This window comes from Flavobacterium sp. NPDC079362 (genome assembly GCF_050267765.1).
GTDB lineage: Bacteria > Bacteroidota > Bacteroidia > Flavobacteriales > Flavobacteriaceae > Flavobacterium > Flavobacterium azizsancarii.
In genome coordinates this window covers 109787-135995 of the sequence record NZ_JBNNFM010000004.1, presented here as the reverse complement: position 1 = coordinate 135995, position 26209 = coordinate 109787, and the positions used below count along the sequence as shown (strand labels likewise).

General features: G+C 35.5%; 15 protein-coding genes. 8 read left to right on the top strand and 7 right to left on the bottom strand.

Features of this window, described 5'->3' with window-relative positions:
* Positions 1–53: 53 nt before the first annotated feature.
* The 6 genes from ACQKCJ_RS06075 (at position 54) to ACQKCJ_RS06050 (ending at position 13565) form a co-directional block, all read left to right on the top strand.
* Positions 54–1199: a sialidase family protein gene (locus ACQKCJ_RS06075; RefSeq protein ID WP_427401601.1), complete on the top strand. Its 1146-nt coding sequence runs from the start codon at positions 54–56 to the stop codon at positions 1197–1199.
* Positions 1200–1270: 71 nt separating this feature from the next.
* Positions 1271–2167, top strand: a complete 897-nt coding sequence (locus ACQKCJ_RS06070; protein ID WP_271334178.1) for a sugar phosphate isomerase/epimerase family protein — start codon at positions 1271–1273, stop codon at positions 2165–2167.
* Positions 2168–2381: 214 nt separating this feature from the next.
* Positions 2382–5111 carry an alpha-d-galacturonidase gene (locus ACQKCJ_RS06065; protein WP_427401600.1) on the top strand — a complete coding sequence of 910 codons (2730 nt, stop codon included), beginning with the start codon at positions 2382–2384 and terminating at the stop codon, positions 5109–5111.
* A 530-nt stretch (positions 5112–5641) separates the two neighbouring features.
* The gene (locus ACQKCJ_RS06060; RefSeq protein WP_271334180.1) at positions 5642–9175 is read left to right on the top strand and encodes a malectin domain-containing carbohydrate-binding protein; all 3534 of its coding nucleotides are present in this window, start codon (positions 5642–5644) and stop codon (positions 9173–9175) included.
* Between the two features lie 485 nt (positions 9176–9660).
* Positions 9661–12096 (top strand): sugar-binding domain-containing protein, encoded by a 2436-nt coding sequence (locus ACQKCJ_RS06055; RefSeq protein WP_271334181.1) that lies wholly within the window; start codon positions 9661–9663, stop codon positions 12094–12096.
* 245 nt (positions 12097–12341) lie between these two features.
* Positions 12342–13565 carry a DUF4272 domain-containing protein gene (locus ACQKCJ_RS06050; RefSeq protein ID WP_427401599.1) on the top strand — a complete coding sequence of 408 codons (1224 nt, stop codon included), beginning with the start codon at positions 12342–12344 and terminating at the stop codon, positions 13563–13565.
* A gap of 313 nt (positions 13566–13878) precedes the next feature.
* On the opposite strand, the gene ACQKCJ_RS06045 is transcribed toward ACQKCJ_RS06050, so the two are convergent.
* From ACQKCJ_RS06045 to ACQKCJ_RS06015, 7 genes are all read right to left on the bottom strand, one after another.
* Positions 13879–15213, bottom strand: a complete 1335-nt coding sequence (locus tag ACQKCJ_RS06045; RefSeq protein WP_271334183.1) for a hypothetical protein — start codon at positions 15211–15213, stop codon at positions 13879–13881.
* A 35-nt stretch (positions 15214–15248) separates the two neighbouring features.
* The gene (locus ACQKCJ_RS06040; RefSeq protein WP_271334184.1) at positions 15249–17645 is read right to left on the bottom strand and encodes a TonB-dependent receptor; all 2397 of its coding nucleotides are present in this window, start codon (positions 17643–17645) and stop codon (positions 15249–15251) included.
* A 472-nt stretch (positions 17646–18117) separates the two neighbouring features.
* Positions 18118–19125, bottom strand: a complete 1008-nt coding sequence (locus ACQKCJ_RS06035; RefSeq protein ID WP_427401598.1) for an FAD:protein FMN transferase — start codon at positions 19123–19125, stop codon at positions 18118–18120.
* Between the two features lie 276 nt (positions 19126–19401).
* Positions 19402–21591 carry a PepSY domain-containing protein gene (locus tag ACQKCJ_RS06030; RefSeq protein ID WP_427401597.1) on the bottom strand — a complete coding sequence of 730 codons (2190 nt, stop codon included), beginning with the start codon at positions 21589–21591 and terminating at the stop codon, positions 19402–19404.
* 161 nt (positions 21592–21752) lie between these two features.
* Positions 21753–22235, bottom strand: coding sequence for a DUF2271 domain-containing protein (locus ACQKCJ_RS06025; protein ID WP_271334187.1), 483 nt, complete (start codon positions 22233–22235; stop codon positions 21753–21755).
* Positions 22236–22346: 111 nt separating this feature from the next.
* Complete coding sequence (locus ACQKCJ_RS06020; RefSeq protein WP_427401596.1) at positions 22347–23843, bottom strand: ankyrin repeat domain-containing protein; 1497 nt, start codon at positions 23841–23843, stop codon at positions 22347–22349.
* A 336-nt stretch (positions 23844–24179) separates the two neighbouring features.
* Complete coding sequence (locus tag ACQKCJ_RS06015) at positions 24180–24560, bottom strand: winged helix-turn-helix transcriptional regulator (protein WP_427401595.1); 381 nt, start codon at positions 24558–24560, stop codon at positions 24180–24182.
* 93 nt (positions 24561–24653) lie between these two features.
* Between ACQKCJ_RS06015 and ACQKCJ_RS06010 the strand changes: the two genes are divergently transcribed.
* Both ACQKCJ_RS06010 and ACQKCJ_RS06005 read left to right on the top strand, forming a co-directional pair.
* Positions 24654–25652 carry an NADP-dependent oxidoreductase gene (locus ACQKCJ_RS06010; protein ID WP_271334190.1) on the top strand — a complete coding sequence of 333 codons (999 nt, stop codon included), beginning with the start codon at positions 24654–24656 and terminating at the stop codon, positions 25650–25652.
* A complete protein-coding gene (locus tag ACQKCJ_RS06005) occupies positions 25649–26119 on the top strand; it encodes a cupin domain-containing protein (RefSeq protein ID WP_271334191.1) in 471 nt (156 codons plus the stop codon). Before ACQKCJ_RS06010 ends, ACQKCJ_RS06005 begins: the two co-directional genes overlap by 4 nt.
* Positions 26120–26209 lie beyond the last annotated feature (90 nt).

The window sequence follows — 26209 nt, the reverse complement described above, 5'->3', positions numbered from 1 at the left end:
TTATCAGGAATGCATTTAAAAGCAAAAATTTTAATTCAAAATAAAAAATAATAATGAAGATAATAAAAGTAACATTTGTGTTATTGGGTCTTTTACTTTTGGGAAGTTGCAAACCAACTTTACAAAATAAGACCTGGAAAGAAGGAATTTTAGTAGATGAATTTATATATGATAAAGCACCTTATCCGTCTTGCCACGCTGTTACAATTGTTGAAGCTTCAAATGGGGATTTAGTTTCATCCTGGTTTGGAGGAACGCACGAAAGACATCCGGATGTTTGTATTTATGTAAGTATAAAACCAAAAGGAAGCGATAAATGGAGCGAAGGCGTTAAAGTGGCTGACGGCGTGATGAAAGAAGGCCCGAGATTACCAACATGGAATCCTGTTTTATATCAAATTCCGGGTGGCGATTTAATGCTTTTCTATAAAATTGGTCCAAAACCATCTGAATGGTGGGGTGTAATCAGAACTTCATCTGATAACGGAAAAACCTGGTCTGAGGCGAAAAAAATGCCGGAAGGTTTCTTAGGACCAATCAAAAACAAACCGGTTTTATTAAGCAACGGAACTTTATTGTGCCCTTCAAGTATCGAAGGCGACGGCTGGAGACTTCGCATGGAATCTACTCCTGATTTTGGAAAAACATGGGTAATGGGCGATACTTTATCGCGAGGAAAACAAAAGATAAATGCAATTCAGCCAAGTATTCTTTTTCATAAAGACGGAAGTATACAGGCTATTGGAAGAACGAGAAACAGAGCTATTTTTAGTACTTTTTCTAAAGACAACGGAAAAACATGGTCTGATATAGAATTAATTGGTCTACCAAATAATAACTCAGGAACAGATGCGGTAACGCTTAAAGACGGAAGACATTTGTTAGCTTACAATCATGTCTTACCTCCGGGAACAGAAGCAAAAGGTCCAAGAACGCCATTGAATGTTTCAGTTTCTAAAGACGGAATTCACTGGGATGCAGCGTTAGTATTAGAAGATTCAAAAATTAGTCAATATTCGTATCCATCCATGATCCAGAGTTCTGACGGAATGGTACATATCGTTTACACATGGAGAAGGGAAAAATTGAAATATGTAAAAATTGATCCAAGCAAACTAAAAACGATTCAAATCAAAAACGGAATCTGGCCCGGAGATGAGAACAAAGTAGTAACGGCTGTAAAAGCTGAAGAAGAGTAAGAATTTAAATTTAACCATTAAGATATTAAGTTTCATTAAGCTTAACTTTCTTAATGGTAAAAAACAAAAATATGAAGTCAATTTATTTAAAAAAAAATATTATTATTTTATTTTTTGCTGTTTTGTGCACTAGTTTCAATAGTTGTGCAACGGCTCAGTCATCAAATAACAAACAGCGCTATAAAGTTGCGGTTTGCGACTGGATGATTTTAAAAAGACAAAAATTAGGCTCTTTTGCTCTCGCAGCTGAAATAAAAGCTGACGGAATAGAACTGGATATGGGAGGTTTAGGAAACCGCCCAACCTTTGACAGTAAATTAGGAGATCCAATCGAAAGACAAAAGTTTCTGGATAAATCCAAAGAATTGAATGTCGGAATCAGTTCGATAGCCATGTCCGGATTTTACGCGCAGTCTTTTGCAAAAAGAGAAACTATCGCGCCCATGATCGAAGATTGTGTAAAAGCAATGAAAGACATGAAGGTCAAAGTCGCTTATCTTCCTTTAGGGACGGAAAGTGATTTGGTGAAAAATCCTGAATTACGTCCTGTAATTATCGAAAGATTAAAATGGGCGGGAAAACAAGTAGGCAAAATTGGTGGAGTTATAGCAATTGAAACATCATTAGACGCTACCGAAGAAAAAAAACTATTAGAAGAAATAGGTTCTAAATATGTCAAAAGTTCTTTCAATTTTGCGAACGCCGTAGATAACGGAAGAGATATTGTAACCGAATTAAATATTTTGGGTAAAAAACATCTGGCACAAATTCATGCTTCAAATACAGACAAAGTCTGGCTTGAAAACGATACCGCGATCGATATGCCAAAAATAAAACAAGCGCTGGACAAAATGAAATGGAGTGGCTGGCTAATCGTAGAACGTTCCAGAGATGTTACACAGGTTCATAATGTAAAAGCGAATTATGGCGCAAACGTTGCGTACTTAAAACGTGTTTTTCAGAATTAAATAAAGAGGAATCTGCCAGATCTGCAAAATCTGCGAGTGTTAATTTTTGACGTAGATTTTGCAGATTAAGCAGATTTATTCTCATTTTTTGTCATCTCAACGAAGAAGAGATCACACAAACTTCATTCTCACTGTTGCTGAATATTGGATGTGATTTCTCTTTCGTCGAAATGACAAACTAAACAGAAATTTTCAAGAATAAAATTCCAATACCATGAAATATTTAAGTTTACTTTTTTTAGGTTTTTACGTCACTATTGCAACAGCGCAAAACATTACCATAGTTAATGATGTCAATTCGCCCAGAGCTAAATTCGGTGCCGGAAAACTATCAGAAACACTTACTTCTAAAGGTTTCAAAATCACCTCTGCAAATAAAATCAAAAGCTCAAAAGACCAGTTGATTGTTATTGGAGAAAAGGGAACTGATTTCTGGAAACAGAATGCAAAGAATGCCAAAATAGATGATAGTAAACTCATCAAAAAAGAAGGCTTCCAGATTCGTAGCCAAAAAAACATCATTTATATAGAAGGAACAGATGCATCAGGAGCTTTATACGGCGCTATGGAATTGGTGGATCGTATTAAAACTTCAGGTAAGATTCCAACAGAAATAAATATCGAAGACAGTCCTGAAATGGTTTTAAGGGGAGCTTGTATCGGTATGCAGAAAACAACTTATCTGCCGGGCAGAGATGTTTATGAATATCCGTATACGCCGGAAACTTTTCCGTGGTTTTACGATAAAAAATTATGGACAAAGTATCTGGATATGCTGGTTGATAACAGAATGAATTCCTTGTATTTATGGAACGGACATCCGTTTGCTTCATTGGTAAAACTTAAAGATTATCCGTTTGCTTTAGAAGTAAGTGAGGAAGATTTCAAAAAGAACGAAGAGATCTATAAATTCCTGACCGAAGAAGCCAATAAAAGAGGAATTTGGGTGATTCAGATGTTTTACAATATCATTGTTTCCAAACCTTTTGCAGAACATTATAATATTAAAACACAGGATCGTTCGCGTCCAATTACACCTTTGCTTTCAGATTACACAAGAAAATCAATTGCCGCTTTTATCGAGAAATATCCAAATGTTGGTTTATTAGTTTGTTTGGGAGAAGCCATAAACACCATCGATGATGACGTAGAATGGTTTACCAAAACGATTATTCCCGGAGTTCAGGATGGTTTAAAAGCGTTGGGAAGAACAGATGAACCGCCAATTATTTTGCGTTCGCACGATACCGATGGACCTTTGGTTATGGAAAAATCGCTTCCCTTATATAAAAATCTCTACACAGAAAGTAAATATACCGGAGAATCCCTCACGACTTATACACCAGGCGGACCTTGGGGAGAAACACATAAACAGTTAAGTGCTTTAAAATCGATTCATATCGAGAACGTACATATTCTGGCCAATTTAGAACCTTTCAGATACGGTTCACCTGATTTTATCCAGAAAACAGTAAAAGCCATGCACAGTGTTCACGGTGCCAATGCATTGCATTTGTATCCTCAGGCATCCTATTGGGATTGGCCTTATTCAGCAGATAAAACAAAAACGGGCGAACGAATTCTCGAAATGGATCGTGACTGGATTTGGTACAAAGCGTGGGCAAGATATGCATGGGACAGTAAAAGAGATCGAAATCAGGAAGTTAAATTTTGGGATACAGATCTGGCGGCGAAATACGGAACAGATACACAAGCCGCCAATAACATCTTAAAAGCCTACGAAGAAACCGGAGAAATTGCGCCAAAGACGTTAAGACGTTTTGGAATTACCGAAGGAAACCGTCAGACTTTATTACTAGGAATGTTCGAAAGCCAATTGGTAAATCCTGCAAAATGGCGTGTTTATCCTGGTTTTCATGAATCGTGCGGACCTGCCGGCGAATTGCTTTTAGAATACGCTAAAAAAGAGTGGAATAAAGAACCGCATTCTGGTGAACTGCCAACTCAAATTATTGCCGAAATCACTGAACACGGTAGATTAGCGGTTGAAGCCATTGACAAAGCGGAACCAAAAGTGACAAAAGACAAAGAAGAGTTTTTACGCCTTAAAAACGATATGCATGCCTATAAAGCTTTCGCCGATTTCTTTTCAGAAAAAGTAAAAGCAGCATTATTGGTTTTGCGATACAGTTACTCAAATGATATTTCAGATCTTGACAAAGCGCTTCCGCATTTAGAAAAAAGTATCGAATATTATGAGTTATTGGTTGATCTTACAAAGGACACATATTACTATGCTAACAGTATGCAAACTGCACAACGCCGTATTCCGATTGGTGGAGACGACGGAAACAACAAAACATGGAAGGAATTATTGCCACATTACGAACGTGAATTGGTTAATTTTAAAAGAAACTTAGGGCTATTAAAATCATCAAAGGATGGTAAGATAGCAACCACAGAAGGCAAACCATGGCAAACTGCAGAAGTCACTTTATTAAGTGAAAGCAAAGGGACTTATGCAGTAAAAAACGGAACAAAAGTATACGGAACACCAATTTCTGAGCTTACAAAAGTAGCTCCGGAATTGCAAAACCTGAAAGGAATTACATTCGATGAAACTTCTCAAAACGAGAACGGAACGCAGCTGAAATTCAAAAACACCAAAGCCGTGAAACTGGTTGTAGGTTATTTCAATTCAGATCAGAAGAGATTTTTATTTCCGCCAAGTTTAGAGACAGACGCAGCCGGAAATGCTCACGGTCAGGCCGAAGTGATCTTAGCAAGTGCCATGAATCTTAAAGAATTACCACGTGTAAATATTCATACCTATACTTTTCAGCCTGGCGAAAACAAACTCGATTTAGGCAAAGGAAGAGTATTAATTTTAGGATTTATAGATGCCAATCAAACCATAACACCACGAGATGTGGGTTATATCGATGCAGGAGAAAAAGGCGCGATAGACTGGTTGTTTTATTAATAGTATTGAGAATAAAGTTTCTAATTTGGGCGTATTCGCCGCGGCGAACGGACTATCCGCGATATCTTTTTATTTTTAAAGAAAAAATAAAAAGGATATCGCTTCTATCCCTAACGCAATCCAAACGTCATCGAGACCTGACAGGTTTTAAAAACCTGTCAAGTCTAACTTAAGATATAAACACAATCTTGTCACCCTCGACGAAGGAGAGATCACATCCAGAAAGCAACGAACTGTGAGGATTCAGCAAATTCGATGTCTGTGATTGAGAATATAAACACAATCTTGTCATATCGACGAAGGAGAGATCACATCCAGAGAACAACGAACTCTGAGGATTCAGTAAATTCGATGTCTGTGATTAAGAATATAAACACAATCTTGTCATCTCGACGAAGGAGAGATCACATCCAGAGAGCAACGAACGGTGAGGATTCAGTATATGTCATTTCTCCTTCGAAATAACAAAAACACTAAAATAACCTTATATCGCTTATATGGTTTAATAAAAATATAAGGTTCAAAAAAATATGAAGAAAATAGTTTTTTTTATTTTTTGTTTTTGCTCAAGTAGTTGCCTTGTTTGGAGTCAGGGCAATAGTTCAGTAAAATTTCGTCAGGAAATTTCGCTGAACTCCGCTTGGGCTACTATTGTTTTAGACCAGCTTCCAAAACAAGAAGATGCTTTTGTCAATGATCCCAAAACCGATGCACAATGGCAACGCGTAAATGTACCACACAATTGGGATCAGTATTACGGATTCAGAAGAACAAAACATGGTAATTTGCACGGAACTGCCTGGTATCAAAAATCATTAAAACTGGATAAATTGGTTAAAGGAAAAAGACTTTTCCTTTATTTTGAAGGTGTAAGTTCCTATGCGACCGTTTGGGTAAATGGTAAAAAAGCCGGAGAACACAAAGGCGGAAGAACTACTTTTACAATCGACATTACCCAATTAGTAGTTTTAGGAAAAGAAAATAAGATTCTGGTAAAAGCGGCACATCCATCTTTTATTGCTGATTTGCCGTGGGTTTGCGGAGGATGTTCCGGCGAATGGGGGTTCTCTGAAGGATCCCAGCCTATGGGGATTTTCAGACCAGTTTCTTTAATAATTACAAACGAAATCAGAATTGAACCTTTTGGCGTTCATATCTGGAATGATGCTTCGACTTCTAAAGAAAAAGCAATTCTTCACATGACAACCGAAATCAAAAATTATGGTGTTTTAAAACAAAATTTAACTGTAGAAAATATCCTTTTTGATAAAGACGGAGAAAAAGTAGTTTCAGTAAAAAGTAAGGTAGCCATTAATTCTAATGAAATAAAAGAAATAGCGCAAACACTGCCTGAGATTCTTCAGCCTAAATTGTGGTCGCCATCAAATTCATATCTATACGAATTGGTTACGTCTGTTTATGAAAACGGAAAAAAAATTGACGAACTAAAAACGCCTTACGGAATCCGTTGGGTGAGTTGGCCGGTTAGCAGAGACGGAAAAGACAATCGGTTTTTTATCAACGATCAACCTTTATTCATCAACGGAACCTGCGAATACGAACATTTAATTGGGAACAGCCATTCGTTTTCAGACGAACAGATTCATTCCAGAATCGAACAAATAAAAGCGGCTGGATTTAATGCGTTTAGAGAAGCACATCAGCCCCATAATTTATTGTACCAAAAAGAACTGGACGAAAACGGAATTCTGTTTTGGAGTCAGTTTTCGGCACATATCTGGTACGACACGCCAGAGTTTAAAGAGAATTTCAAAACCCTGTTGCGAGAATGGATTAAAGAACGTAGAAACAGTCCGTCGGTTGTCATGTGGGGATTACAAAACGAAAGTACAATCCCAATGGAATTTGCTGAAGAATGTACTAAAATAATCCGAGAAATGGACCCGATGTCAGCTTCGCAACGTATTGTCACGACTTGTAATGGAGGTGAAGGAACAGATTGGAATGTTGTACAAAACTGGTCAGGAACGTATGGAGGCGATCCGTTAAAATACCATCTTGAAATGACCACCCAGTTATTAAACGGTGAATACGGTGCATGGCGTACAGCAGATTTGCATACTGAAGGTGAGTTTGATCAAAAAGGAATTTTGAGTGAAAACAGATTTTCCCAATTAATGGAGATTAAAATCCGTGAAGCCGAATCGGTAAAAGATAAAATTGCGGGACAATTCAACTGGCTTTTTGCTTCGCATGAAAATCCGGGACGCGTTCAGAACGGAGAAGGTTTTAGAGACATTGACAAAGTTGGACCAGTTAATTATAAAGGACTTTTTACCATTTGGGGAGAACCTCAGGATGCGTATTATATGTACCGTGCCAATTACGTTTCGAATAAAACCAACCCAATGGTATATATCGTTTCGCACACCTGGCCAAGCCGTTGGGATTCGGTGGGAATAAAAAACGGAATCGATGTTTATTCGAATTGTGATGAAGTCGAATTGTTTAATGAAGTTAATAAAACATCATTAGGAAAATTAAAAAATCCAGGCTTAGGTCAGCATTTTCAATGGAATAATGTCAATATTCAGTACAATGTTTTGTATGCTGTTGGTTATGTAAATGGTGTGGCTGTAGCCAAAGACTATATTGTTTTGAACACACTTCCTAAAGCGCCAAATCTAGCCGAATTATACACAGATAAGGCAGATATTTTAGAATCAAAAAAAGGATACAATTATATTTACAGAGTCAATTGTGGAGGTTCTGAACTGACAGACAGCTCCGGAAATATTTGGTTAACCGACACACACAAAAGCGGTCAAAATACCTGGGGTTCATTATCATGGACAGATAAATTCGAAAAACTTCCGGACTTTTATGCGAGTCAGCGTAGCACTTTTGATCCTGTAATGGGCACAAAAGACCCTGTATTGTTTCAAAGTTTCAGATACGGAGTTGATAAATTAAATTACGAATTTCCTGCACCGGACGGAGAATATTTAGTCGAATTATACTTTACAGAACCTTGGTACGGAACTGGCGGAGGATTAGATTGCAAAGGCTGGCGTTTATTTGATGTTGCGATCAATGACAATGTAGTTTTAAAAGACTTTGATATCTGGTCAGAAACAGGACACGACAAAGCCTTGAAGAAAACATTTACTGTAAAAAGCAAAAACGGAAAAATCAATATTTCTTTCCCAAATGTAAAAGCGGGACAAGCGATTATTTCTGCCATTGCCATTGCGACCAAAAACAAGAACGTTAAGCCTGCAAATGCATCGCCAAAAAATATTGAGAATGTTGTTCTAAGTTCTCAAATCCAAAATGAATCAAAAATTGCTTCGTGGCTGGATATCAATTCAAAACAATATTCAGATTCAGATGTTGTTTTTACCCAGTTACCTTCGGAAGTTTTTGGAGCTGATTATTTGCAGTTTTTATCTCAGTCTAAGATTAAAGGTTCTTTTACATTAAAAGAAAACTCAGATTTATATCTTTTGATTGACAATAAAATAAAAACAAAATTTGCGTGGTTATCAGATTATAAAAAATCAGAAGAAATTGCAAAAAACAGTAATAATGTTGAATTTAGTATTTTTTCTAAAAAGGTAAAAAAAGGAGAAAAAGTATCTTTTGATAATTCAGAAGTTTTGAGTTCTATTATTGTCGTTCCAAATTATGATATGGGCGAAAAGGACGATTCAAGACCTGTAGTAGTTATCGAAGCAGAAAATACAAAAACCACAGGAACCGATATTGTAAAAGGAAATTTCAAAAAAGCGGATTATATCGAGTTTACAAAAAAGACACATAATAGTATTGAGTTTGAAGTAAAACCAGGAGTTGCCGGAATTTATTTGATGCGTTTTAAATTCATGAATCGAAACGAAACACCATTAAAAGTAAATTTCAAAATGGAAGACGCTTACGGAATTTTGATGCGAAATGATACGATAGAGTTCTTTCCTTCACCGGAAAAATGGAAGGTTTTGAATACCACTTCTGGAGGATATATTAATGCAGGTACGTATAAAATTACGCTGGAAGCGGAGGATTTAAAAGGATTGATGTTGGATAATTTTGAATTTCAATAGTGGTTTTGCCACGAAGGCACAAAGACGCAAAGGTTTAATAAAGATTAGTAGTGTGTATAATTAGCCACGAAGACACAAAGGCGCGAAGGTTTAATAAAGATTTTTATTGTAGAGGCGCACAGCAGTGCGTCTACGTTCCAATTGTCAGGCTGAGCTAAGTCGAAGCTACGCAAAGAGAGTTTCGCCTCATTTTTGTCATCCCGAGGAACGAGGGATCACATTAGAAATTCCGAATAGAATAGTGTTATTCTTTGTCGAGTTACGTGTGTGATTTATCTGCCGAAGCTGAATGTCATTAGGTTAAGCTTTTTTAAAGACAATTATGGCTAAAAAAATTCGCGCAAAGTCGCAAAGAAAATGGATGTAAACTTGGCGGCTTGGCACCTTTGCGCGAAATCCATTTAAGGATTACGGAATATTGGGTTGGACTTCGCTCAGTCTGACAAATAGGGGGTATATTTTAGATTAGAATAAAAAATATAATTATGATTAAACATAAAAAAAATTTACAAAAAACAGTAATTGCAATATCATTATTATTGCTCTCAACAATTGGTTTTTCACAAGAAAAAAAAGCCAGAATCATCGAAGACTTCAATAAAAACTGGAACTTCAAACTAGGAGATTATCCAACGGCAATTCAGTCTGATTTTAAAACTACCGATTGGAGAACGCTTCAATTGCCACACGATTGGAGTATCGAAGGGGCTTTTGACAAAGACAGTAAAACAAAACAGGCACAAGGATTTTTACCTGCCGGGAAAGGTTGGTATCGTAAAGTATTTACTGTTCCTGCAAATTGGAAAAACAAATCGGTTTCGATAGAATTTGACGGTGTTTTTAAAAATAGCGAAGTATTTATTAATGGACATTCATTAGGAATTCGTCCTAATGGGTATATTTCCTTTGGGTACGATTTGTCAAAATATTTGAATTTTGACAAAAAGGAAAATGTAATTGCTGTAAAAGTCGATAACGATGCGCAACCTAATTCAAGATGGTACACGGGGTCCGGAATTTACAGGAATGTACGTTTAGTTGCGAGCGAGAAACTGCACGTAGGGAAGTGGGGAACTTTTGTAACAACGCCGGAAGTTGCTGCGGCAAAATCAAAAATACATTTAGAAGTCACGATTGATAATGACAATGGTATTGCAAAAGAATTTAAATTGGTTACTTCAATTTTAAATGCTGAAAATAAAGAAGTGGCTAGTTTTACTTCAACTGAAAAAATAAGAGCAAAAACATCAGAGAAAAAGATTCACGATTTGGTTTTAAATCAGCCAAAACTATGGAGCACAGAGAATCCCTATTTGTATAAAGTGGTAACTAAAGTTTATGAAGGATCTAAATTGGTGGATGATTATGAAACACCTCTTGGTTTCCGATTTTTTGATTTTGATGCTGAAAAAGGTTTTTCATTAAACGGGAAACCAACCAAAATATTGGGCGTTTGCCTGCATCACGATAATGGCGCATTGGGCGCTGTAGAAAATATTCATGCCGTGAGAAGAAAGCTTAAAATCTTGAAAGAAATGGGAACCAATGCGATTAGAATGTCGCATAATCCGCACTCTCTGGAAATGATGCAGCTGTGTGATGAAATGGGATTTATTGTTCAGGATGAAGCTTTTGATGTTTGGAAGAAGAAAAAAGTAACCAACGATTACCATAAAGACTGGGATGCATGGCACAAACAGGATCTGGAAGATTTTATCAAAAGAGACCGCAATCATCCATCTGTAATGATGTGGAGTATTGGTAACGAAATCAGGGAACAATTCGACAGTACCGGAATTGCCATTACAAGAGAATTAGCCAAGATTGTAAAATCGTTAGATACTACTCGTCCCGTAACTGCGGCTTTGACAGAGAATATAATCGAGAAAAATTTTATTTATCAATCCGGTGCTTTGGATCTTTTGGGTTTCAACTACAAACACGAAGATTACAAAGATTTTCCTGAACGTTTTAAGGGACAGAAAATATTAGCTTCTGAAAGTGTTTCGGCGTTGGAAACGCGTGGACATTATGATTTTCCAGATGGAATTAAAGCCTGGCCAACAAAGCACGGTGCTGCGTTTGATGGAAATGCAGATTGGACGGTTTCGGCCTATGATCAGGTAAAATCATATTGGGGAGCTACGCACGAAGAAAATTGGAAAACTATTAAGAAACAGGATTTCATGGCGGGAACTTTTATCTGGACTGGATTCGATTATATTGGCGAACCGGATCCGTATCCATATCCGGCAAGAAGTTCTTATTTCGGAATCATCGATTTGGCCGGACTTCCAAAAGATGTGTATTATATGTATAAAAGCGAATGGACAACGAAACCTGTGCTATATATTTTTCCGCACTGGAACTGGAAAGCAGGACAGGAAGTCGATGTTTGGGCGTATTACAACAATGCTGATGAAGTTGAATTATTCCTTAACGGAAAATCACTTGGGAAAAAATCAAAACAGAATGATGACTTACATATTTCATGGCGTGTAAAATTTGAACCCGGAGCGATAAAAGCAGTATCTAGAAAAGATGGGAAAGTAGTTTTAGAGGCAGCAATTCATACAGCCGGAGAAGCTTCTAAAATTGATTTAAAAGCTGATAAAACGACGATCAAAAATGATACTTATGATTTGGTTTATGTAACGGTTTCTATTGTAGACAAGGATGGAAATTTACTTCCTAACGCTAATGATTTAATTAATTTTGAAGTTTTGGGTGGAGGAAAATTAGTTGGCGTTGATAATGGATATCAGGCCAATTTGGATTCTTTTAAAGCCAGTTCCTGCAAATTGTTTAATGGAAAATGTATTGTAATTATTCAGTCGAATGGGAAGAACGAGGCTATTCAATTGAAAGCTTCAGGGGGAAAGGAAATTCCAATTTCATCTATTGAAGTTAAGGTGCAATAATTTTAATTATTTCGCGCAGATTTTAAAGATTTAAGCAGATAATCGCAGATTTATTTGAAAGTAAATTATAGCAAATTTTAAATTTGTTCTCATCTGTAAAATCTGCGTGAAACAGTCTTTTTTGTGGTTATTTCAATATTATTTGATCTAATTATGTTTGTTCTTTGTAGTAAAATAATTCTATATTAGCGTAAACAAACAGATTTATAAGCCTGAATATTTAATCGCAAATAGAAAATAACGAAATGATTTGTACCATTTACTCGCACCAAACTGGTTTCGAAAATATTAAAGAAATAATCTTATTGAATTTCCCAAAAGGGGAAGTTTCAATAAACAAAGAAGATGAATGTGATGTCATCGAAATTGAAATTAAAGAAGGGCCTTTGAATTCCTGGGGAAAGATAGAAATTTTGTATCGTGAAAGACTCGAGCCGTATTATCAAATTCCTGAAATCAACGATTCGACTTTTACAGCAAATCTAAAAGGATTTTACGGATTCGTAAATTCATTGCCAACTGTCGACGAGAAAGTCAAAGATTTGTTTCTGCGTAAAATCCAGACCCTGAATTGTGAGTTTACAGTAATTCAGGAAGAGGGCGAAGTCAAAGATTTAAAGAAGATAATAGCAAATTTAGCACTGGAACTTGATGCTGTTTTATTTGTGCAGCCAGATAGTATTATCAGCAGATCTGGTGGACAGCACTTTTTGGACAAAAATCTGAACCTTATTATTGATATCGAAGGAAATTGTGAAATTGATACTTTAGATGTCAAAATCGATTCCCTTTATTTTGATGAAGATCAAAATGCTTTAGAAGAAGATCAGAAACTCAGAAAAGAAAATAACGAAAAAATTCTTGAGAATTATACGATCAAAATCAACAGAAATCTTCCTTGTATAGAATCTGAAAGCGAAACTACTTTAAGAACCCCAAAAGAAATTGCACAACGTGTTAGCGTTTTGGCGGTAGTAAATTTGGTTGCATTTAATAGTATTTCTCCCGAGGAAGCCACTGAGTATTTGCAAAATTATAAGCTGTGGAATTTTGTAACTGAGAATGAAAAGGAATTTCTGGCGAATCCTACAGACGATAAAAAAGCAAACGAAAGCTGGAAATGCGAAGGAATCTGGGTTTTGATGTGGGCATTAAACAAAGTTGAAACACTGGATTTTCCGAATGAATTTTGTGATTTAGAAAACTTAGATCCTGATGATTATCCTGTTGGTCAGGATAAAGACCCAAATTTTTTTATTGATGCAATCGTTTCAACAAGATCTAAAAGTGAAATTTTGGATGTCAATGATTTGTATTACAGATTTAATTGGGCTTGCGTAGATGAAAGAATTAATGGCAGGGAAATAGAAGGAATTAATCCGGGGATCGTTTATGAAAGACAATATGCTTTAAACTGGCTTGTTAATTATATGGAGCAGGATTGGGATATTGTTACTTGCGATACCTAGAATTTACTAATTAATTTTATTGCAATCCCTATAGCGATCTGAAACAGAGAATTTTACCGCAAAGCGCGCAAAGTTATATTAATGCGATTTTCTAAGAATTAAAGTTCCCAAAGCTTGGTATTGAAACAGCTTTGCGAACTCTTTATTTATCAACGTAATATTAGGCAAAAAAACTTTGCGTTCTTTGCGGTTAATTTTTTATTACGCTATTAAAAACAAACATTCCGCCCCAAAAAATGAAGCGGAATGTTCTAATTAAAAAAAAAATTCAAGTTATTATCTTTACAGATTATGTTGCTGTGTTTGTATCTTTTTAGAATACACCAATATAATGGTTTCCAGGATTGTTGATCAATTTAGCCCCTTTAGTTACAGCTCCGGTAGGAATGTCGATAATATAAAGGTTTCCGTCTTTTCCAACTGGAGTAACCGCGATGTATAAATCATTTCCGTCAACTACAAAACCTTGGTACTGACCAAAATCTAAAGCCGGGTCATAAGCTATGTCTTCTACTTTTTTAGCTGTTTTTGCATTCAGGTCAACTCTTGCAACAAAACCTTGTTCTCCTGCATCTGCATGAGTATAAAGTACATAAGCAATTCCGTTTCCTGCATATCTCCATGCGTCGATATAAGATCCTTTTACTCCAAGAGCCGTATCTAGGCTAAAGTTATAAGAGTTGTCGTATTGATTGCTTTGGTTAATTCTTAAGATGTAAGAACCATTTTTTGTGTCTCTTTGAGTCGCTTGGTAAATATTACCGTCAGTTGCTAAAAAGCTATTAAAACTACGGAAACCACTTGTATCTCCAAAAGCTACTGTAGAAGTAATCACCTGTGGATTCTCTAAAGAAGGGTAATCAACAATTACAGATTTTGAACCTAAACGGTCAAATGTAGCTTCGTTTTGTCCGGTCTCAGGATTTGTTTTACGCATCCATGTACCAATGATTAATTTATTTCCGGCTTTGTTAAGTGTTGGAGCATCCAAACGGAAAAGGTGATGTCCTTGTGCTTCTTCCTGAGCAGTTAATGCAATTTCGTATTGTTTATATGCCGAAATTAAAGTTTGTTGCATGTTCAATGATACAACAGTTGCAAGTCCTCTGGTATGTTTGTAACTTTTGTCAGTATTAGTAACCACTACCGGGGTCGCTACATTTACAGCTACACCTGTTTTATCACCGTCAAAAAGTTTGTTCCATCTTGGTGATGTTCCGGCATATTGAGAGATATTTACTGTAGCTCCGGACTGCGCAAAGTTAGCAGCTCCGTTTACTTTATAAGTCATAAATTCACCACCGTTTGCACCTGTGTAAGTAATATTAAAAAGAGTGCTTCCATCTACAGATGATTGTAAACGAGCGGTTCTGCTTGACTGAACAGGAGATCCTTTTCCGTATACATCAATAGAAAAATTAGGATTTCTTGCATCTACCTTAGAAACAGAAAATACTTTTGTTCCACCGTTTCCGTCTCCTGGTTCTGTTTGCATCAATGCACCGGCAAGAGTAATCCAACGTCCCGGAGTTTCAGGTAATGTAGGTGGGGTATTATCGTTATTGTCGTTACTGCTACAACTTGTTGTTAGGGCAAATGTTGTAAAAACCAGACCACATGCAAGTAATTTAAATGTACTTTTTTTCATATTCATGGATTTAAAAAAATTAATTATATAGAGTATTAGAATTTATTGAGTGTGTAGTTTAATTTTAAATAAAAAGCCCTTCCTGGTTTTTGTACAGCAAAATTGTCATATACCTGTTCGTTTAGAATATTTCGGGCATCAAAGCTTACTATTATTTTTTTGTTAGGAAAAGCGTAACTCAATCCTAAGTCTTGGGGGAATTGAGTTGTTGTTTTATCTATTTCAAGCCATGACGTATAAAATTCTCCCACATAACCAAAATTGTAATACAAGTTCAGTTCAGAATTCTTTTGTAAAATATCTTTAAAATTATACTGAAGACTTCCGTTTACGGTGAAGTACGGCTCATTAGGTAATTGTTTATTATAGTACAGGAGCACATTTCCGTTTTTGTCGTATTTACTTTTATATAATGAATTAAATTTCGACATGTTCATGGATACGAATAATCTCTTATTGTATACATAATCAAATGAGGCTTCGAAACCCAAAGATTGTGCTTTTCCAAGATTCGCAAAAGGTGTTGATTGTACCGCTTCATTCAAACGGATACTAATGGCACGTACAATTTTGTCTGTAGAATTTCTCCAGAATCCGGATCCGGAAAAAGAGATTCTGTGTTGGTTAAAATCATAAGGACCAAATTTAATTCCTGCGTTTACATTTTTACTTTGTTCAGGTTTTAGTTCAGAATTTCCTATTATATTTTCTCCCGGTCTCCCGAATACTTCATCTTCAGAAGGCAGTCTAATCGCTTTTTCTGCAGATAATGAAACCATTGTTTTAGGGGTAACAAAATAAGAAGTGGCTAAACCGTATCCGAAAAATGAATTTGTGTTTTTAGTTATTTTTTCAATAACGGTATTTTGACCATTTTGAGAAAGGAGTTCAGGTTTTATTTCATTTAACTTCTGTTCATAGAATTTAGCAAAAACATTGGTTCTTAAACGGGAATCAAAAGCTTCCATTTCATATGCTAATGAAGAAACTGTTTTTTGTAAATCGCGTGTTGCCTCAAAATTGTTCTGAAATTCTGGTTTTATCAGGTCATTGTCATTTCTGTCAACCATATAAAACATATTGCTAAACACAATTCTGTTCTTCTCATTTATGTTATAGTTTAATCCCATTCGTGACGTAAGGATATTACTTGCGATAGTATTAATAGTTGGCCCGGCTTGTTGCGCTCCGTAAGTAGATAAAATAGGTTTACCATATAATCCCAGTGCTTTTTCGCCAAACCAATTGTAAGTCCATTTTACAGTGTCATTTAATGTTTCGTTTCTTTGGCTGTAAACTGCGTTTAAGGTAAAGTCAAGTCCTTTTGCAAGGAAATCTTTTTTAGCATAATTCAAGCTTATTGCTGTCGCATCCGCTTCTGTAAAACGGCCTTTATAAGGTCTTGTCATATATTGACCATGCTGAATCTGATTGTGGTCTTCAGAAACATTTACACCTATTAAAAAGTTATCTGCCCATTTAACATCTGTAAAACCAGCCTCAAATCTTCCTCCATATGAACGGTATCTGTTTTCAAAACGTTTGGCTCTAACATAATCGTAGCGTCCGTCTGGCAGGATATTGTAAACAAATTTCCCCCATACCTCATAATCATTATCAGAGTAATTATAGAACCCGGATCCTTTTACTGTAAAACCGGATTTGTCGCGGTATGTAGTATTAAAATTAGACTGAACTGTATTAAAAGAACCATAAGAAACAGAAGCATTCAAGGTATTTTTAGCTCCTTTTTTCAACACTACATTTATGGCTCCACCTAATGCATCATCTGCCAAATGAGCAGGGGTAACGCCTTTGTAAACTTCTATGCGTTCGATTAATGCGGGTGGAATACTGTTTAAATTGAATGATGAGCCATAGGTAGAAATTGGAATCCCGTCTATAAATACTCGTATAGAATTTCCCGTCATTCCGTTTACATTATAATCAACGCTAGATCCTAAACCACCATTTTGCCTGATTCGAACTCCTGCAGAGCGATCCAGTAAATCGTTTGTCTGAAGGTTTCTGGTAGCTGCATCTTTGGTGTCAATGACATTTACCGAGAAACCTTTTTCTGTAATCTCCTTTTTTATGGATTTTTTCTGAATGACAACTTCTTTAAGGTTCTTAGGATCATTTTTTTCTATTGAAATAGTAATATGAAAAGAAGGACGATTTATATGAATGTCAACAGTTTTAGTTTTGGCTTCTAACGAAGAAATTTCTAAAGTATAATTTCCATAAGCCAATCCTTCTATTTCAAATTGACCTTGATTGTCAGCAATAACAAATTTTTGTGTTCCTAAAACAAGTACCGAAGCCCCTGAAGTTGGCTGATGGTGAGGGAAACTTACTTTTCCGGTAATTTTTCCATTTTGTGACCAAGCAGAAAAATTGGCAAGCAAAAGAACAAATAATATAAATCTCATAATTAGTTTACATATCAATAGAAACGCAAACTTATAATATTGTTTATATTTAATCTAAATAAATACATTAGAAAATCATTAGAATTACATTAGAAATTCTAATGTTGGGATTTTGATATTTTTAGAACTTGAATAAGAATGATTTAAGAACAGGGATAAGGAGATTTTGTGTTTTTAAGTGGAGATCGGCAGGTCTAATATTAGAAGAAAACCCGGCAGGTTTTTATCACAAAGCATAATGTCATTAAGCTAATGTTTTTTAAAGAAAATTATGGTTATAAAAATTTGCATAAAGGCGCAAATGCGCAAAGAAAACGGATGTAAACTTGGCGAATTTGCGCCTTTGCGCGAGATCCATTCGGTAAAAGCATTATAGATTTTCCTTAACTTAATAACATTGCCCAAAGCGTGGGGTTTAATGTTTTTTTTGCGTGATAAAAAAATTGAGTTTAGTCTCTTGTATGAAAATGCATTAAAGTTTTGCCCTGAATTTTTTGATAGAGAAGTTTTTTGATTTTACCAGTTTTCCATTATCGGTAATCATTACGCAACTGTATTCTGGATATTTCTTAAGGAAAAGCAGACCTTCTTTTTGTCCTAAAACCATGAGTGAGGTACTAAGACCATTAGCCGTTTCGGCATTTGGACCAAAAACAGATACGCTGCACAATCCTGTGGCAGGATAACCTGTTGCTGGATTTATGATATGAGAATATCGTTTACCATTAAAAACAACAAACTTTTCGTAGCTTCCTGAGGTGGTTACGGCGCCATTATTTAATGGAACTACTGCAAATAAGGTATCCGGATGAAACGGATTGGTCATACCAATATTCCAGTCTTTGCCATTGGGTTGTTTTCCCCATGCCGTCATATCTCCGGATCCGTTTACGATTCCGGCTTTAATGCCTTTTGCGAGCATCATGTTTCGGCATTTGTCAGTCGCATATCCTTCTCCTAAAGCACCAAAACCTATCTTCATTCCTATTAATTTTAGGAATATAGTAGATTGAACTGAATCTAAAATGATGTTTTTATAACCTACTTTTTCTACCGATTTTTTTATGGCTTCTGCCGAAGGCATCCCGGTCATTGATCCGTCAAATTTCCAAATTCTGTCCATTGCAGCAAAGCTCACATCAAAGCCACCATTTGTAGCTTTAGAAAACTGTATGGCTCTTTGTGTTAATTCAAATACTTCGCGATCTACTTTTATAGGTTTGATTCCGGCATTTTGATTGACTTGTGATACTTGCGAATCTGGTTTCCAGTCGGAAATTAGATTTTCTATTCGTGTAATTTCCGCAATGACTTCATCGATATTTTGTTCAGCCGAAAGAGAATCTTTAGCAACAATTGTAATATCAAATCGTCCGCCCATAAGCAAGGTTGTTCTTTTTCTTAGAATTTGTGCATTGCCGGATAAGCTGCATAAGATTACAGAAAAAAACAGGAAGGTATATAAGGTTGATTTATGCATGAGAATCGTTTTTAAAGACTGTTTTTAGTAAGATTTCAAATGTGACTTTAGATACAAAATATTGGTAGTTATTTATTCGAAATTTGTTAGCGTGCCATAGGTATGCAACAAAATGATTGCTATTGCGTCTACTGCAAGCTAAAAGCAACTGTTTAAATATATATCACCCCGCCGGGGCTCTTTTTTTTTGAATTTATAATTTTCTACCAATATTTAGTACTCTCGTTATGAAATTAATTGCACGAAAGAATTTGTGTAAATTAGTAAAATTCGTGTTTAGTAACAATCACTAAGTAACTGACCATTATCTTTATAATATGAAATGCTCTTCATTTCTCCGGCAAGACACAATTTATCCAGAATGGCTTCAACATCTTTTTGCATCGCAAGCGAACCGCAAATCATGATTACACCACCTTGCAGCAACAGATCAATAAAGAAGTCAGCATCACGTTTTATCAGGTCCATTACATAAAAATGTTCTGCTTCGCGTGATAAAGCCAGATGAAAACTTTGAAGTTTTTGCTTTTGGATCATTTCTGATGTAAACTTCTTATATTCTGAAACAGTTTCAGTTTCCATTCTGAATCCCGCATACAAATGTGTTTCTGTTTTTGCTTTATTTTGTTCAATCATTCCAAGGAAAGGAGCAATACCCGTTCCGTTAGAAATTAATGCTATTTTAGAAACTTTTTGAGGAAAATGAAAGGCTTTATTATTGATAATCCTTGCTTTGATAATATTTCCCGGCACCAGACTATTTAAGAATTCAGAACCTAAACCATGTTGGTGTAGTTTTACAACCAATTGAATATTTCCGGTATGTTTTCCAATAGAGTAGAGGCGTTCCCTCGTATCGTCTGCCGGATAAATAGCAAGTAAATCTCCAGAATTAAACCTTGATCTTAAATTGGCTCTTAGAGTAAGGATAAAAGTTGGCTCATTTTCAGAAACTAACGTTTTATCCAATACCATTATTTTTTGTAAACCCTGAGGAACATGATTGTATAGAGAAGGTGTTGTTGATAATGGAATTTCGTTTTTAGTACTCCATAATTTTATCCATTCTACAAATTCTGCAGCAGATTTATCATTAACTGTTTGAACTTCCAGAAAACGTTCTGCCCAATTCTGATTTTCCAGTTGTTTGTCAATTTCGTATGCAAATCCACAAAAATCGGGATACGCTTTCGAGCCAAAACCGACAACAGAATAATTGATTTTTTGTTGTTGGGGATATTTCTTTAAAAGTGAAATAAATTTATTTCCATTAGACGGAGCATCTCCTAATCCGTGAGTAGACGAAAAAATAATAATATGTTCTGCCTTCGGAAAAACAGTAAAACTATTCAATTCAGTAATAAAAGCTTTTTCTCCATGAGCGATTAATTGCTTGAGAATAGCATTAGCGAACCGCAATGAGCTTCCGTTTTCTGAACCAATTAAAAGAATGATTTTACTTTCGCCGGCTTTGAATTTGTTTTTAATACGGCTTGCTCTTCTTTTTAAAGTAATTGCAAAACCTGAATAGATAAAAAAGAGAATATTTATACTTGCAATGGCTAATATAAAAGCCCAGATTGCATTGGTTTTTCCGGTATGAAGATTAAGGCTTAAATCAGATAACTGAACCGTCATTGGGGAACGTTTTTCAGTCACAACAGCGCCTGTAACCTGATTGACTTCGATTTCACGATCGTTTAACTGAATGATATAATATTCTTCAGGATCGTCTGTAAACGGAAATTCGATTTTCTTTACATCGGCCAAAAGGGTAGTTGTAAAGACGGATGGAGTTTTACCTTTTGGAGTTGATACAACCTCTATTTTTTCTTTTTGATTTTTTTCTTTACCCATAAAAAAGTTAAACCTTTCTAAAGATAAATACGTTCCGGTAAGTGCAATAATCAGAATTGGAATTAAAGCCAGTCTGCCTAAAACAACATGATAATATTGAGTGAAATATTCTTTGACTACTTTCGAAAAGAAATTACGAATGCCTCTTTGTCTGTTCAGAACAAGAGCAAAGCCTGAGATCGCGATTAAGACTAATAAAAAAGAGATTACACCCACAAAAAAACGTCCGGTTTCATGAAGAAATAACGAACGATGAAAACCGGTGACCCATTGTATGAATTCACTTTTTTTGATTGGCTTTCCTAAAGCTTTTCCGGTTTTGGCATCAATATAGGCATTGATATCATTACCATCCTGATCAATTGCCTGTAAAGCTACAAATTGATTATGATCTACGCTTAGTTCTGTTATTTCCGGATAGGCCTTTTTTAGTATTGGCAAAGTTTCGCCTAAGGTGATCTTGCCAAAGTTTTCTGTATGATACGGAAGTGTTTTTTCCTGCATCGCATCAACTGCCAGAATAATACCGGTTGCTGAAGCCAAAACTAAAAACAAAGAAGAGAAAAGAGCCAGAGCCAGGTGTGAGTAACGCCAAAAGGAAAGAGTCATTGAATGTAATCTATAGTGTAATCAAATGTAACTGAGAATTGGTTTGCCACAGATTAAAAAGATTTTCTTCCGGATGGTAAAATATAATTGTTAATCTTTTTAATGTGTCAACTTTGTCAAAGTTCAAAACTTTGACAAAGTTTGTTAGAAACGGTAAACTATTAAATCTTGTTTAATCTCACGTATCTAATATATCCTTTTCCTTCTGTTTTATCAGCTAATCCTTCAGTAGTTAAAGGAATTTCAAGATCACTTACATAGTATTTCTGATCTTCAACAGCAGATTCGAATCTTAGTTTATATCCTTTGTTAATTTTAGAATCTTCAATTTCTATGGTTGTAATACTGCGATCTCCACCAGTAACTGATGCTCCGGTTTTTGCACTGATATCAGCAGGTTTTTGAGTTTGAAATTTATTCCACTCCTTCAATGATTTGTACCATTTTTTATCGTCGCCCATTACATAAAGCGTTTTCTCATAACCACCGGTCGGGTTAATAAGCGAAACTACGATGTAAGCTCCTTCTCCCATGTAATTTGCCATTTGAAGCATACATTTGTATTTGCTCGCCTGTGCATTTGCCTGAAAAGAGATAAGACAGATTAGTGCGCCTGTTAACGCTATTTTAAATATTGATTTCATGTTAATTAATTATGAATTGTAAATTGTGAGTTATTAGTTATTGGTTATAAATTATGGGTTTGAGTTTCGTTTTGACTTATAACTCAACCCCATAATTCATAATTTTTTATTCTATTTTAAAAACTCAACAGATACGTTGTTTTTAGTTAGGGACTCATTTTCTTTGGCCAAAGCATAAGCACTTTCGTCGAATTCAGTAGTAACGTCTTTTTTAGCCCCAATTGATACTAAATATTTCATGATAGTATCATCTTTGGCAACCATTGCTGCTTTATGCAAAGCTGTTATACCATCTTTGTTTTTAGCATTCACATCAATATTTAAAGAGGATAATTTCTTTACCAGGTTCAAATCATTCTTGGCTGCAGCAAAGTGGTATAATGTGCTTCCGTCTTTTTGCGGCGTACTAAGGTTTAATCCTTTGTCCTGAAGTAATTTTACTTTAGCATCAAACGGATCTTTAGCAGCGTTAGCTTCACCACGTCCCGTTGGTCTGTAGGATTGTACCAAATAAACGCCTAAATTGTTTCCGTCTTTGTCTTTTACATTTACGTCAGCACCTTTGTTTAGCAAGGTTGCAACTGCTTCAGGAGTTCCTGATTTAACCGCAACTGTCAAAGCCGATTCTCCTTTTAGGTTTTGTGTATTGATGTTTTTTACTTTTGGTAATAGTAGTTCCAAAACAGCAGTATCTTTTGCTCTGGCCGCTACCATCAGGGGAGTATTTCCTTCCTTATCAGTTTTATTGGCATCTACACCTTTAGATAAAAAATAGTTGATAATTTCAGTTTGATTAGGTTTTGCAGCTAGAAAGTGAAGTACATTTTCTCCATCTTTAGTAGTTACAGTAGGTTTGATTTTTACTTCTTCTACTAAATATTTATATGTTTCAAGTGTATTCGTTTCTCTGCGGCTACCCTGAGAAGCAATAATAAGTGCATTGTCAGTATATTTAACTCCTTTTTCTAAAAGCTTTTTCAGAAATGGAATATTTCCGGATCTTGCAGCATAGTTAAATGCAGTATTTCCATCACTATCAACATCTTTCAAAGACATTCCTTTAGTGATAAAATAATCAGTAAGTGTTAGGTTTTTGTCTGCTGCAATAGCTAAAAGCAATAAGTTTTCTCCACTTTTATATTTTTTCTTAGGGCTTATTCCTGCCTTAAAAAAAGCATCGTACAAAGCTGTATTAGTTTGTCCGTTAGATGCAGCAAATACAATTGGAGTAGTGCCGTGGCTGTCTTCCAGATTAATATCAGAACCTTTTGCAATCAGATATTCTACCAGTTCAGTATTTCCTCTGTAAGCCGCCCAATGCAAATAAATACGATTATCATGCGTCATTTTACCTACTTCGTTTCCGGGTTGGTCCAATAAAAATTTAATAGTCGCTAAAGGTGCATCATTGTTAATAGCAAGAACTGTAGGGTCAAAAGCATTTGCATTTGCTTCAGCAGGATTGTTTCCTTTTGCAATTTCAGCTTTAACTGTGTTTGTATCAGGTGCATTTTTCCAAAAAGATTGTTCTAATAAGCTATTTTTTTGTTGGGCACTAACAAATAAAGTAGCGGCTAATGCAAAAGAGATAAAAATATTCTTTTTCATATGGAGATATTTATTGTTTAAATTGGTTTAAGGATATTTCTTTGTATTGTAAAATTCAAATAAGACCTTCAATCTATTTAGAATAATTAAAAATAACACAAATGTAAAAATTAATATTAGTAAATCAATTTATTTAAGGAATAAACTCGAATTTTAATCAATTTTTAAGATTTTAAATAATAAGAAAAAGGCAGGGAAATGACAAGATTCTTGGTTTTTGTTTGTATATACCTGAAAAAAAAAAGGAGATTAGAATGTTGTACTGTAGATTATTATAAGTTATAATTTGAAGAATAAATTCAATTCCCAGTACCGATTCTTTCTGAAGATTTATTACTATTTATTAATCGTTTCAATAATCTTTTCGCGATGGCTTAATCCCCAGTTTACCAAAGTTTTAGTTACCGGAAGAACAGATTTTCCGTATTCTGTAATAGCATAAACGACCGTAATAGGTTTTGTTTGTTGTTGTGTTCTGGAAACAAGCAAATTAATTTCCAGCTCTTTTAGCTCTTTACTGAGCATCTTGGCAGAAATTCCTTCGATTTCCCGTTGCATTTTTTTGAAGTTAATTACCTGATGTGTTCGGTTTGTTAAAAAACGCAGGATCATCAATTTCCATTTCCCTCCTAATATGTCCAGACTATCACGCATTGCCATAAGTTCTTCTGAACAATTTGCTTCACGTAGTATTCCGTTATCATTAATTTTTGCCATAGTAGTTTCTCATTGGTAACTGGTAACCTCGGGTTAACCAATAGCAAAAATAAAGTATTTGTATGATAATTTTGTACCATAAAAAATATAAAAATGAAAGCAATCATTTTACATCAGAATGGGGATTTTAAACTGGAAGAAGTTGATACACCGGAACCAATACACGATCAGGTTCAGGTAAAAATAGTGGCGGCAGGTTTTAACCCGATAGATTACCAAATGACCGAAAATGCGATGGAACGCAAGTTATTGCATTCAACTATATTAGGCAGGGAATTTTCCGGTATTGTATCTGCGATTGGCAAAAAAATTACTGATTTTAAAATAGGAGATGCTGTTTTTTGTGGGTCCGGAAGTATGGGATCAAACGGTACATATGCCAAATATATTTGTGTTCCCGCAGCGATCCTGATGCATTTGCCCAAGAATATTTCTTTAGAAGAAGGAGCCGCATTACCTTCTGTGGGATTGACAGCATTACAAATTATAAAGAGAATGAAAGTCAATAAAGATGATTCTATTTTTATAACAGGAGCTGCTGGCGGAGTAGGGAATATGCTCTTGAAATTGCTTCTTGCAAACGGGTATAATAATTTTATTGTGACGGCAGGAAACGAAAAGAGTATCGTATCATTATTAGATCTTGGCATAAAACAAAATCAGATTATAAATTATAAAAAGGATAAAGTTTACGAAACGGCTTTAGCATTAAATAATGGCGAAAACTTTGATTTTGTCGTTGATTTAGTAGGGAATGAGATGGCAGTTACAGCTGCAAAACTTCTAAAAACAAACGGAACGTATGTTGATGTTACTAATTTTTCTACCCCTGATTCACGCGAAACCCTTTTTAGTAAAGGTGCAACGATTCTCAACATATCCAATTATGCATATGGGTTGGAGAAACGATACGATTATTATAAAGCAGGTCTTGACCAATTGAGAAGTTTACTCGAAAATAAATCTATTATGCCACCAAGTATAGAAATAATGGGGGATTTAGAAGTTTCGACAGTATTAAAAGCACACACAATACTCCGCGAAAATAAAACGAACGGAAAGAAATTAATCATGCAAATAAACCAATTATGAAACCAATTCCGAGAAGGATCATTACGGGAATAAAAAACGGAAAATCAATAATTGAAAAAGATGCAATTGTATCAAATGTTTCAGAACATTTTCCTGGATTAATTATATCAGATATCTGGTCGACAGATTCTATGCCTGTAAAATTAGAAGAAGAAAAAGTGATCGAAAATACTGCTTTCCCACATACACCCAAAAAAGGAAGTTATTTCAGGTATGTTCAAATACCACCCGATAAGGATCTTGGAATTGTGACGCCCAAAGGTCAGCCACATCCGTTGATGCATCAAACTGAAACTTTAGATTATATCGTAATTCTTTCCGGTGAAATCTGGCTTATTGTTGATGAAGGCGAAACTTTATTGCAAGCCGGAGATATTGTCGTGCAAAGAGGAACCAATCATGCGTGGAGCAATCGATCTGATTTGCCTTGTATTCAATTGGCGATATTATTGGATGCAGAGAAATAAGGTTGTTGAATTTATGGCCCACGGATGACACGGATTCGCTATCGCGAAAACACGGATTTGCACGGATTTTTTTATGAATTTTACTTAGTT

What these genes read in the sequence shown, in the direction of transcription:
- ACQKCJ_RS06010 (WP_271334190.1), top strand. Translation starts at nt 24,654, where the DNA reads ATGAAAGCAATCATTTTACATCAGAATGGGGATTTTAAACTGGAAGAA.
- ACQKCJ_RS06055 (WP_271334181.1), top strand. Translation starts at nt 9,661, where the DNA reads ATGATTAAACATAAAAAAAATTTACAAAAAACAGTAATTGCAATATCA.
- ACQKCJ_RS06070 (WP_271334178.1), top strand. Translation starts at nt 1,271, where the DNA reads ATGAAGTCAATTTATTTAAAAAAAAATATTATTATTTTATTTTTTGCT.
- ACQKCJ_RS06060 (WP_271334180.1), top strand. Translation starts at nt 5,642, where the DNA reads ATGAAGAAAATAGTTTTTTTTATTTTTTGTTTTTGCTCAAGTAGTTGC.
- ACQKCJ_RS06025 (WP_271334187.1), bottom strand. Translation starts at nt 22,235, where the DNA reads ATGAAATCAATATTTAAAATAGCGTTAACAGGCGCACTAATCTGTCTT.
- ACQKCJ_RS06045 (WP_271334183.1), bottom strand. Translation starts at nt 15,213, where the DNA reads ATGAAAAAAAGTACATTTAAATTACTTGCATGTGGTCTGGTTTTTACA.
- ACQKCJ_RS06065 (WP_427401600.1), top strand. Translation starts at nt 2,382, where the DNA reads ATGAAATATTTAAGTTTACTTTTTTTAGGTTTTTACGTCACTATTGCA.
- ACQKCJ_RS06005 (WP_271334191.1), top strand. Translation starts at nt 25,649, where the DNA reads ATGAAACCAATTCCGAGAAGGATCATTACGGGAATAAAAAACGGAAAA.
- ACQKCJ_RS06075 (WP_427401601.1), top strand. Translation starts at nt 54, where the DNA reads ATGAAGATAATAAAAGTAACATTTGTGTTATTGGGTCTTTTACTTTTG.
- ACQKCJ_RS06030 (WP_427401597.1), bottom strand. Translation starts at nt 21,591, where the DNA reads ATGACTCTTTCCTTTTGGCGTTACTCACACCTGGCTCTGGCTCTTTTC.
- ACQKCJ_RS06020 (WP_427401596.1), bottom strand. Translation starts at nt 23,843, where the DNA reads ATGAAAAAGAATATTTTTATCTCTTTTGCATTAGCCGCTACTTTATTT.
- ACQKCJ_RS06040 (WP_271334184.1), bottom strand. Translation starts at nt 17,645, where the DNA reads ATGAGATTTATATTATTTGTTCTTTTGCTTGCCAATTTTTCTGCTTGG.
- ACQKCJ_RS06035 (WP_427401598.1), bottom strand. Translation starts at nt 19,125, where the DNA reads ATGCATAAATCAACCTTATATACCTTCCTGTTTTTTTCTGTAATCTTA.
- ACQKCJ_RS06015 (WP_427401595.1), bottom strand. Translation starts at nt 24,560, where the DNA reads ATGGCAAAAATTAATGATAACGGAATACTACGTGAAGCAAATTGTTCA.
- ACQKCJ_RS06050 (WP_427401599.1), top strand. Translation starts at nt 12,342, where the DNA reads ATGATTTGTACCATTTACTCGCACCAAACTGGTTTCGAAAATATTAAA.